The organism is Flavobacterium aurantiibacter, from assembly GCF_002251775.1.
GTDB lineage: Bacteria > Bacteroidota > Bacteroidia > Flavobacteriales > Flavobacteriaceae > Flavobacterium > Flavobacterium aurantiibacter.
The window spans coordinates 1-10,433 of record NZ_NOXX01000134.1; the positions used below are offsets into that span (position 1 = coordinate 1).

Genomic DNA, 10,433 nt, shown 5'->3' on the forward strand with positions numbered 1-10,433 from the left:
ATTTGTTCAATTTATTTTACTTCCAATAATTTCACCCAACGGGTTTATTTTAAATAACGCTTTACGAGTCGTGTTGTGCCTTCGACAAGCTCAGGCAACGAATAAGTAATTTCTTAAATCCGTTGTTATGTTTAATTAGAGGTAACGTTAACGCCGGCTGAGCTTGTCGAAGCCAGAGTGCTACGTGTCGCCTTGTGCCTTCGACAGGCTCAGGCAGCGAAAATGATTTCCAAGAGAGAAAAAAGTTCAAGATTTTATTTTTCTATTACAATAGCTGAGATTACATTTTTCAATTTTTTAATTCATACGCTTTTCCGTTAGGTATTTCCAATAGCGGCGCGGTACGTGTTGCAAGTGTAATTTCATGTTTTTACGTGCTGGGATGTTGGTGCTTTTAAAGTAGTCGTTCCAAAGCAAGGCATACAAATTTTCTTTTTCGTGTAAGAGTTCCTTGTCTTTCATCTTCGGCGCGTGCTCAAAAACTACTTCGGTAACCTGATTCAAATCGTAGTAAAATCCGTAGTTTCTTTTTAAGTCGTAGATGATCCATTTCTGGTCGGCGTAGCGGTTTTTGAAGAAATAAATTACCAGTGGAATGACATTAAAATCGGGTTCTACACCGGCATAAAATAAGCCGTCGGCCGTTTCTTCAAAGCGAATAAACGCCTTCATGCGGTGGCGCTCGCGACTCACACTTTTGTCGATTTTTGTCAATGCCATCAATGCCGGATGCCCGTAATTATTTTCGATGTTCTCGGCACTGTCGAAACAGTAGCAAATGAATTCCAAAATGTTTTGAAAGGCTTCTTCGAGTTCCGACAAAAAACAGCAGTACAAGCGTTGTTGCCACGTAACGGAGAGTTTTTTTTGTAGCGCATTCCAAACGCGACTCGCTTTTTCATCGGTGGTTTGCACGTGGTGTATGTCGGCCAGCAATTGCGGTTGGTGCTTTGACTCGGATTCGAGTTTAACGTCTTTGAATTTGCGTTCGTACTTGTCGAATACCGCGCTTAAAATTCCTTCAAAACTGCTATCGAAAACAAGTATCGTCATGAGAATAAGCTCAATTGATTTTGCGGTGTTTTCAAGTATTTGCTGTTCGAGTCTTGCAAAATTTGCGCCTTTACTTGGTGTGGTTCTGGATTTGTCAACTGGATTACACTATCGGCACAGCGAATAAAATGTTTGGCTCTATTGTAGGCAATACCCATTTTGCGAAGTTGGTCGGAACGCAAACGTCCGAACTTCCGCGCTTGCACAATTTTCTGTGCCGAGCCAACGCCAATTCCGGGCACGCGCAAAATCATGTAATAATCGGCGGTATTTATATCCACAGGAAATAAGTCGGGATTGCGTAAAGCCCAGCTCAATTTCGGATCGATATCTACATCGAGATGCGGATTTTTCTCATTGAGTATTTCGCGGACGTTAAATCCGTAGAAACGCATCAGCCAATCGGTTTGGTAGAGTCGGTTTTCGCGCAATAAGGGTGGTTGGGAGCCAATTTGTGGCATTCGGCTGTCGTAACTAATCGGAATGTAACCGGAGTAGTACACGCGTTTTAAATCGAACGAGCGGTAGTATTGATCGGCCGAATACATGATTTCCATGTCGGTTTCGGGCGTAGCGCCAATCACCATTTGTGTGCTTTGTCCGGCGGGCACAAATTTGGGTGTCGATTTGATCAGTTTCTTTTCGTCTTTAAACGCAATGATGCTGTTTTTGATGAATCCGAGTGGTTTTTTTACTTCGTCGTGCGATTTTTCAGGCGCCAATAATTTGAGTCCGTTTTCGGTGGGCATTTCAAGGTTAATGCTCATCCGATCGGCGTATAAACCGGCTTCGGTAAGTAGTTCTTCGCTGGCGCCGGGGATGGTTTTTAGGTGAATGTAGCCGTTGAATTTGTGTTCGAGGCGGAGTTTTTTGGCGATTCGTACCAAACGTTCCATGGTATAATCGGCGTTTTTGAAGATACCCGAGCTTAGAAACAAACCTTCGATGTAGTTTCGTCGGTAAAAGCTCATGGTTAGATCTACGACTTCATCAACGGTGAAAGCGGCTCGTTTAACATCGTTTGATTTTCGCGAAACGCAAAAGGCACAATCGTAAATACAATGGTTGGTTAGTAGAATTTTGAGTAACGATACGCAGCGACCGTCTTCGGTGTAGGTGTGGCAAATACCTGAAGCGCTGGAATCGCCCAAGCCTTTGTTGGTATTTTTTCGGTTGCCTCCGCTGGAAGAGCACGAAACGTCGTATTTCGCTGCATCGGCTAAAATGCTTAGTTTTTCTCTAATCCGATCCCACATACAATTTGTTTTGGAACAAATTACAAAACGGCATTTAAGCGCTTTGGGAACAATTGTTAAAAGTTGTTTTGGTGTTGAATTTTGAGATAAAATATAGCAATGTGGATCTGAAACCGCTAATCGTACACATTATACACATACCGCACATCGCTGTAGTTCACATAGATTTGTTTGCGATTGTTTTGCTTTTTGCGGGTAACTATGTCAACTTCCACTCGTGCACCGTCTAAATTTGCGCATCGAAATCCGATGATGATGTCGTCGTCGGTTTCAATTTTTTCGGCGTATTCCATGATTTCGAAGACCTGAATTTCTTTCGAGCCAATAATGATGCGTTCTTTCTTTCCGTCGAGCGTAATCACCACGGTCGATTCTTCAAAAGGTGTCCAATCGCTCCACGAATCGTTATCTAAGCGTTCGGTTATACTAAAACTTGTTGCTTTAAATCGGTACACCTGAGCCTGAAGTAGGGTGGGTAAGCAAAGCAGCAGCAACAAACAAAATTTTCTCACAATTCGGTTATTTTTCGTTTACAAAGATATCATTTGCGCGGTCAGTATCGGCAACAAATCCATCGGGATCTAGCAGTACGCGTTTTAAATCTGCAAACAAAACGTTTGTTTTAATTCGGTATTGTGGTTGTGCCCACGGCCAATCGGCTTGCACACTTCCTTTAAACTTCGGATTGCCGTGCATTTCCCGAAGCGGAATACAATAATATTCAGAGGTGCCATTTTTTAACTCCACGAGTACCTGTTGCGGCATAGGCATTAAGCCTTTTCGCGTCACAAGTATTTCGGCGCGTCCGTTTTCGTCGGAAGTTGCCGTTACGGCGTAGTCAATTTTATTGGTGGTTTGCGTCCAGTCGGTAACAAACCAATCGAGTTGCACATTGTTTTGTTTTTCCAAGATTCGCACCAAATCGTTAGGCGTTGGATGTTTGAATTTAAATTCGTCAAAAAACGTCTTCAAGCCTTTTATCAATTGATCTTTACCAAGTAAATACTGCAATTGCGTCAAGAAAAGCTGCCCTTTAAAGTAGGAAGCTACGCTGTAAGAACGATTTTCTTCAAACCGATCGGCATGTGTTGTCAAGGCCTGCTCTTTACCCGAAGTTTGCAATTTCGCGACAGCGGTATAAGCAGCTGTAAACGGATTCACAGCGGTGTTTTTCTTCAGTTCGGCTAGAGCTAAATCTTCGATGTATGAGGTAAATCCTTCATCCATCCAAGCGTATTTACTTTCGTTACTGGCCAACAAGCCTTGAAACCAAGCGTGTCCCATTTCGTGGGCGGTAACTCCCAACAAACCGTCGTATTTGCCTTCTCCCAAAATTAGTGTACACATTTGGTATTCCATACCGCCATCGCCACCTTGAATGATGCTGTATTGCTTGTACGGATACGTTCCTATAAGTTGGTTGTAGAAATTCATCACGCGAACGGCATCGGGCTGCAAGCCTTTCCAATTTTCTAAAATTTTTGGATTGTCTTTGTAGAAAAAGTGCAAAACCGTTCCGTTGTCGAGTTGTGCTTGGTCGTGAATGTACTTATCGTCGGCAGCCCAAGTGAAATCATGTACTTTTTCGGCTTTGAAATGCCACACCAGTTTGCCGTCGGGACGAACGTTTTGCTTGAATTTTGTACTGTAACCGTGACCAATTTCAGTCGGATTTTGTAAAATGCCCGTTCCGCCAATGGTGTAGTTTTTATCGATGGCAATCTTCACATCGAAATTGCCCCATTCGCCGTAAAATTCGCGAGCAATATAGGCGTTAGCATGCCAGCCTTCGGTATCGTAAGCGGCAATTTTTGGATACCACTGACTCATCGAAATGGCAATTCCTTCTTTGTTGTTGCGTCCGGAGCGACGAATTTGCACAGGCAGTTGCCCTTTAAAATTCCATTTAAACGTAACTTTTTCTCCTGCTTTTATCGGTTTTGAAAAAAGTAATTGTGCTAAGGTTCCTTTTTGAAGTACGGTAATTTTTTGTCCGTTGCATCTTACATCGGCTAACTCTAGCAAACCAATTTCATTTGGTTGTAGCTTAGCGATCCGGCTTTCAAAACGTTCTTTGTCGCCTTCTTTAATGCCGGTAGCCATACGCCGGTCTGGATCGGGATTGTTTTGTAAACGAATGTCCATTTCGCTCCCCGGTTGAAACGCGTTGGGATATAAATGAATAAAAACGGTGTTTAAATCGTCGGGCGAGTTATTTTTGTAAACTACGGTTTGCTCACCCGTATATTGAAAGCTTTTTACATCGAAGTCGACGTTTATTTTGTAATCCACGTGTTGCTGCCAGGGATGTGTAGCTTGAGCAAAAGTGAAACCGCACGATAGCAGTAAGAGCGAAAAGTACTTCATCATCGCTAATTAGAATAAGCTGTTTGTAAAAAGAGCCGCTTTTCAGCAGCTCTTTTCGAAATAATATTAACCTTTTATTTCCTTTATCTTTCCTTTCGAAACTTGTTCGGCCATTTGTAAAGCTTTATACGCGTTTACAAACTTTCCGCTTACCGAAAGTGTTTTGTATTCTTTCGGACTTCCATCTTCTCCAGCCAAAACCTTCTGGTCGACTTGAGTTCCCGAAGCCATAATAATTTGCTTTACTTGCTTAGCCGATAATTTTGGATAGTACGAACGAATTAAAGCCGCAACACCGGCAACGTTTGGCGAAGCCATAGAAGTACCTTGCAAAAATTGGTACGATTCTTTTGGAGTTGTCGCGTAAATCTGAACGCCCGGAGCAAAAATATCTACGTTTAATTGACCGTAGTTCGAGAAATCGGCAACAATGTTCTCGCCGTACGCCGGATTCAAAGCGCCAATGGTAAGTACATTCGCTGCAAATTCTGTTTTCTTATCGTCAGAATCGTTCGGGAAATTGTCTTCCACATCAATGTCTTTTGCATCGTTACCCGCTGCATGCACAATCAGTACGTCTTTCTTTTCGGCGTATTTAATGGCATCGTACACCCATTGTTTGTGAGGCGAAAAGCTTTTTCCGAATGAAGCATTAATCACTTTTGCTCCGTTGTCAACGGCATAGCGAATAGCCAAAGCAATGTCTTTATCGTACTCATCGCCATCCGGTACGGCTCTACAAGTTAAAATTTGCACGTTATCGGCAATACCATCGCCACCGATACCGTTGTTGCGCGATTGCGCTACAATACCCGCTACGTGTGTTCCGTGTAAGGCTTCTTCTTTGTCCGGACCAATAACGTTATTGTCGCCATACTTGGTGTCTTTTAAATCGTTCGGGTTGTCGCCCAAAGTTTTTCTGTAGTCCACAAAACCTGCACCTGATGCAATTGTCGAAGCTTCGTCGAGTTGCTTTTTAATTTCTTTAAGCAACTCGGCTACAGGCAAACCGTAACCCAACATTTGCGTCATTACCATTTTCGCACGTACCACATCTTTGTCGGTCGAGGTAATGGTTTCTATATCTTCTACGGTGTATGTTTCCTTTTTCAACTCTTTTTGGAGTAAAGCGTCGGCTTTGGTAGTTCCTTCAAGTGCTTTTTCCATTTGCGTTTTCATCGCAAGCGACTCCTGGAATTTACCATCGAATTCCTTTTTAGCCTTTTGGTAAGTCGCATCGTCAACTAAATTTTTGTCGTTGGCAATACGCGCGTACTCGTAGTTTTCTTTGGTTATATTTCCTAAGAAATTCCAGCCGTGAATGTCGTCTACGTAACCGTTTTTGTCATCGTCGATGCCGTTTCCAGCAATTTCTTTTTTATTGGTCCATACAACCGACTGTAAATCGGGGTGTTCAATATCTACTCCCGAATCAATAATTCCAACGATCACCGGATTCGATTTCTTGCCTTTTAACAATTCTGCGTAAGCACGGTCTACGCTCATACCCGGAACGCTGTCTTTTTCCATGTCAAGGTGACTCCAGCGCTTGAGTTCGTTTTCAGTTAACTGCGCTTTTTTAGCGGAGTAACTTTGTGCATTCGCCTGCGTTGCGCACAAGAGGCTCAGAGATGCGAATAATACAAATCCGCTTAATTTTATTTTTTGCATGAGTCTAAATTAATATTGTGTAACAAATGTAGCAGAGTTTACGAATTAGCGGTTGCTATTAACGTAATTTTATAAACGCCATTTTACAAAACGTCGCTTAGCGCAAAAACGTCTTTCAAGCGCACGCCTTTTTCGGTGTCTTGCAGGTTTATAATCGGATTGTGTGCGTCGTGTTCCATAAACAAATACCAGTTTTCGCGAACGGCAAAATCGTAAAAGGCCTGTTTTTCCGGCATGGTTAACAGCGGTCGCGTGTCGTATCCCATCACATACGGCAACGGAATGTGTCCGGCTGTCGGGAGCAAATCGGCCATAAATGCAATTTTTTTGCCTTGGTACGTAATAACGGGTATCATCATTTGATCGGTATGTCCGTTGGCGTAAAAAATTTCAAAGCCGAGTTCTTCTGAAAAGGCGAGCGTTTCGGTAGGTTCATCGATAAAGTAAAGCTGACCCGCTTCGGCAATAGGTAAAATATTTTCATTTAAAAACGAAGCTTTTTCACGAGCGTTGGGTTTGGTTGCCCATTCCCAATGGCGCTTGTTGGTCCAGTATTTTGCGTTTTTAAATGTGGTTTCGTAGCCGGTTTTGTTGGCATTGTGCGAAACAGCGCCGCCGCAATGGTCGAAATGCAAGTGCGATAAAAACACGTCGGTAATATCATTTGCGTGAAATCCGGCGTTTTTAAGCGATTGATGCAATTCGTGATCGCCCCACATGTTGTAAAATCCAAAGAATTTCTCCGATTGTTTGTTGCCCATGCCCGTGTCTATTAAAGTAAGGCGGTTGCCGTTTTCAATCAGTAAGCAGCGGGCGGCCAAGTCAATTTGGTTGTTGTTGTCGGCAGGATTGGTTTTATGCCACAATACTTTCGGAACCACACCAAACATAGCGCCGCCGTCGAGTTTAAAATTTCCTGCTTCAATGGCATGTAGTTTCATGAATCGTTTTTTATGCGCTAAAGGTAGGTATTTGCGAGTTTATTTTTTGGGCGCCCGGGCACGCCATCGCTCATACTCCTCGCTACAAAAGCCACCGATTGTGCGTCATGTAAAAGAGGTGCCGGCTTTTGCAGCTGTGGGGTAACCGCTCTGTCGTTGGCGCGGCAGCCGTCTTTGAAGAAGCGTTTCAAACCGCTTTCAAACCGTTTCCAATGTTAAATTTATTGCAATGTTACCAAATTGTTAAGCCAATGTGTTGTGTATGTAAATTAATTGTTATCTTTGAGTTATTAATTTAAAGTTCAACTCATATGAAAACGATGTTTGTTTGGAGCGCGCTATTGATGTTCGCTGTTGGTTTTTCGCAAGGAATTGCGCCAAAGCATGAGGTAGTTGACAATTTGGTTAAATCAACGTATTACCACGATAACGGTCAGATTGCACAACAAGGCTATTACAAAAACGGAAAAGTTCACGGTCAGTGGGTATCGTACGATGCTGCGGGCAATAAAGTAGCCATGGGAACCTATAACGAAGGCGAAAAAACCGGAAAATGGTTCTTTTGGAATCAAAACAGCCTCAGTGAAGTAGATTATTCGGCTTCGCGTGTTGCCAAAGTGAAAAGCTGGAAGCAAGATGCTGTAGTAGTGAGAAATTAAACTAACTAATCCAATTATTGAAAAAGCACTTTCGAAAGAGGGTGCTTTTTTGTTTGGAATTGTTATCGAAATACTTCTTTATAATTTGTACCTTTGAAAGTACGTTTTAATGTACAAAGCGTATTAGTTTTATGAGAGCTGTAACTATTTCAAATTTACGTAAAAATATAAAAGGCTATTTTGATGAGGTATCTGATTCTTCAGATATTATTATTGTTCCCAGGAACGATGAAAACGATGCAGTTGTTATTATGTCGATCAAGGAATATAATTCCATAATAGAGACGCAGCATTTACTTTCGACGAAAGCGAATCGAAATCGGCTTGCGGAATCGATTTCTCAGGCGGAAAGCGGTGAATTTAAAACCATAGACATCCAGCGTTATTTTAGCAACGAAGATCCAGCATAATTTCGATGGATATTGCTTTTACTCCAAATGGTTGGCGAGATTTTGAACATTGGATCGAAAATGATCGTGCAGTTTTAATAAGGATTAAAGAGATTTTAAATTCTATTAAGCAAACTCCCTTTCAAGGAATTGGCAAACCGGAGCCGTTAAAGTACAACTATAAAGGGTATTGGTCAAGGCGTATTACCAATGAACATAGATTGGTTTATAAGGTTGTAGGTGAACGCGGAGCCGATCAAAAGTGTATCGTAGTTCAATGTCGATTTCACTATGATGATTTGTAAGTAGTTGTTATTTTGCATGGTTCTATTTCCTTGCGTGAAGGACAGCAGCTGGATCATACTTCCTAATCAGCCAAAACACCGTATAGCACAATAGCAGGTGCTACTAAAATGCTCTTGTGTGGTTTGCGTTTAAATTGATACGCGTAATCGTAATTAAAAAATGCGTTTACATTTATAAATTCTTCCGAGCTCGTTTTACTTTTTTGCCTAAAATATCTATTATAAAAGTCGGTTCTTTCGGAAATTTGATATTTTAGTTTTGTTTGTTCTTTTAATTCGGGCATAAAATTCGATTGTCCCTCTTTATTATAATTCAGCAGTTTTATTGAAACAAAAATCTGCTCCATGGGTTTCAACTCATATACTTGCGTCAATGGAACTTCAATTTTACCTTTTTGTTTTGGGCTAATTGTAACAACGTCTGAAGTGTATATTTCGTTATTAATTTGCAGCTTGTCGCTTAGCTTCGTTTTACCGATGGTAAAAAATTTTACAACCACATTGGTTTCATAAACAGCTTTGTCTATAAAAAAATCAACTTTACGTACATTAAGGGTCTTGTTGTACGGGTTCGTAAATAAAATTCCGCCATGAATCGAGTCTGTAATTCTGGTACTCCGCCTTTTAACAAATCTGTTTAGTTCGCCAAGTTGTATAGTATTATCGCGTTTGTTGCTTATTACCACTTCATCCAAAAACAAAATCTTTTTATTGAGGTAAATTAATGTATCAATTTTTGATTTTGGAATGATTAAATCTTCATAATCAAACTTATATAAATACAAGGAATCGAAACGTGTGGATTCATTGATACGATTGAATTCATTAACTTTTGTAATTGCTCTTGCAACAGTATCGCCTTTATACAGTAGTGCGTAGTTTACCTCTTCGATGAGCTCATGAGTGTCGTTATCTAGAGTTAAGAAGGTTTGTGCGGCGGTTTTAAATGTTATTATTATAAATGCGATCTGAATATAGACTTTTAACATATAAATATAGATAACCGATTGACCTTAAAACAAGCCAATCGGTTTTTAGTTTAAGATTTACAAATTAATTTGGATTATATTCTTCATTGCATCCAACTATTACAGGACCGCCACTTTCTTCGTCAAGAACTTGGGTCCAACTTGATAATCTGATACCAAGGAAATATGTCGCTCTATACACTCCTCTTCCATAACTTCCGTCTTGTAGTCGAAAGCAAGCGCCATAGCTATATCGTTCTCTAAATGTAATAGGTTGATTAGCAGTTGGCGGTTCGAAATCTGGATTGTCTTTGATCGAAATGAAGTCAAACTCATTAGTGCTTAAATACTTATCTACTTCGTTGATATTATTAAAAATCATAGTTTGCGCTGCGTCGATTTTTATAGTGGTCAATTTGTAATCTACTCGATCAACGTCAAAGAAGTATAGCAAGTTGTTTGTCTCTTTATCAGCGATTAAGTAGCCTCTAGCACGCTCGTCACCATCCACAAAGACTTCGGTAATTTCCAAGTTTTGCACTTCCACACTTCTGTTTGATGCGCCTGGAACAGTTTCTTGTTTTGTTTTGACGGTTGCACCGTAGTTAAAAGGTTTGCCATAAAAGTTAGAGACGAGAACATCGGCTTTTGGTTTGTTGCTAGCGGTGGTGTCTGATTCGGAACTGTTTGAACAGCTAACAGCAAAGAGTAGCAGCTAGTAAAAACAACTTGCATACTTCAAGAATGAAATTTTATTCTTCATTGTTTATGATTTAAAAAGTTAAAAAAATAGTTGGTTAACCGTTACCAAAGTAAAAAAAAAA

At 40.9% G+C, this 10,433-nt stretch carries 11 protein-coding genes; 3 read left to right on the forward strand and 8 right to left on the reverse strand.

All coding sequences use genetic code 11. From position 1 onward, the window contains the following. Window positions 1-297 precede the first annotated feature (297 nt). The 6 genes from CHX27_RS02520 to CHX27_RS02545 form a co-directional block, all read right to left on the reverse strand. Complete coding sequence (locus tag CHX27_RS02520) at window positions 298-1,053, reverse strand: TIGR03915 family putative DNA repair protein (protein ID WP_094485192.1); 756 nt, start codon at window positions 1,051-1,053, stop codon at window positions 298-300. Further along, window positions 1,050-2,309 carry a putative DNA modification/repair radical SAM protein gene (locus CHX27_RS02525; protein WP_094485193.1) on the reverse strand — a complete coding sequence of 420 codons (1,260 nt, stop codon included), beginning with the start codon at window positions 2,307-2,309 and terminating at the stop codon, window positions 1,050-1,052. The genes CHX27_RS02520 and CHX27_RS02525 overlap by 4 nt, the downstream gene beginning before the upstream one ends. Before the next feature lie 116 nt (window positions 2,310-2,425). Continuing rightward, entirely contained in the window at window positions 2,426-2,821 is a 396-nt protein-coding gene (locus CHX27_RS02530; protein WP_133063396.1) for a hypothetical protein, read from the reverse strand. Between the two features lie 7 nt (window positions 2,822-2,828). Beyond that, a complete protein-coding gene (locus tag CHX27_RS02535; protein WP_094485195.1) occupies window positions 2,829-4,679 on the reverse strand; it encodes a M1 family metallopeptidase in 1,851 nt (616 codons plus the stop codon). A 63-nt stretch (window positions 4,680-4,742) separates the two neighbouring features. Then, complete coding sequence (locus tag CHX27_RS02540) at window positions 4,743-6,347, reverse strand: S8 family peptidase (protein ID WP_094485196.1); 1,605 nt, start codon at window positions 6,345-6,347, stop codon at window positions 4,743-4,745. Window positions 6,348-6,430: 83 nt separating this feature from the next. After that, entirely contained in the window at window positions 6,431-7,288 is an 858-nt protein-coding gene (locus tag CHX27_RS02545) for an MBL fold metallo-hydrolase (protein WP_094485197.1), read from the reverse strand. A gap of 311 nt (window positions 7,289-7,599) precedes the next feature. Here CHX27_RS02545 and CHX27_RS02550 point away from each other — a divergent pair, with 311 nt between their 5' ends. The 3 genes from CHX27_RS02550 (at window position 7,600) to CHX27_RS02560 (ending at window position 8,641) form a co-directional block, all read left to right on the forward strand. After that, the gene (locus CHX27_RS02550) at window positions 7,600-7,947 is read left to right on the forward strand and encodes a toxin-antitoxin system YwqK family antitoxin (protein WP_094485198.1); all 348 of its coding nucleotides are present in this window, start codon (window positions 7,600-7,602) and stop codon (window positions 7,945-7,947) included. 131 nt (window positions 7,948-8,078) lie between these two features. Further along, window positions 8,079-8,357 (forward strand): type II toxin-antitoxin system Phd/YefM family antitoxin, encoded by a 279-nt coding sequence (locus CHX27_RS02555; protein ID WP_094485199.1) that lies wholly within the window; start codon window positions 8,079-8,081, stop codon window positions 8,355-8,357. A gap of 5 nt (window positions 8,358-8,362) precedes the next feature. Further along, a complete protein-coding gene (locus CHX27_RS02560) occupies window positions 8,363-8,641 on the forward strand; it encodes a Txe/YoeB family addiction module toxin (protein WP_094485200.1) in 279 nt (92 codons plus the stop codon). A 62-nt stretch (window positions 8,642-8,703) separates the two neighbouring features. On the opposite strand, the gene CHX27_RS02565 is transcribed toward CHX27_RS02560, so the two are convergent. After that, entirely contained in the window at window positions 8,704-9,630 is a 927-nt protein-coding gene (locus CHX27_RS02565; RefSeq protein WP_094485201.1) for a hypothetical protein, read from the reverse strand. A 64-nt stretch (window positions 9,631-9,694) separates the two neighbouring features. Beyond that, window positions 9,695-10,141, reverse strand: a complete 447-nt coding sequence (locus tag CHX27_RS02570) for a hypothetical protein (RefSeq protein WP_133063397.1) — start codon at window positions 10,139-10,141, stop codon at window positions 9,695-9,697. Window positions 10,142-10,433 lie beyond the last annotated feature (292 nt).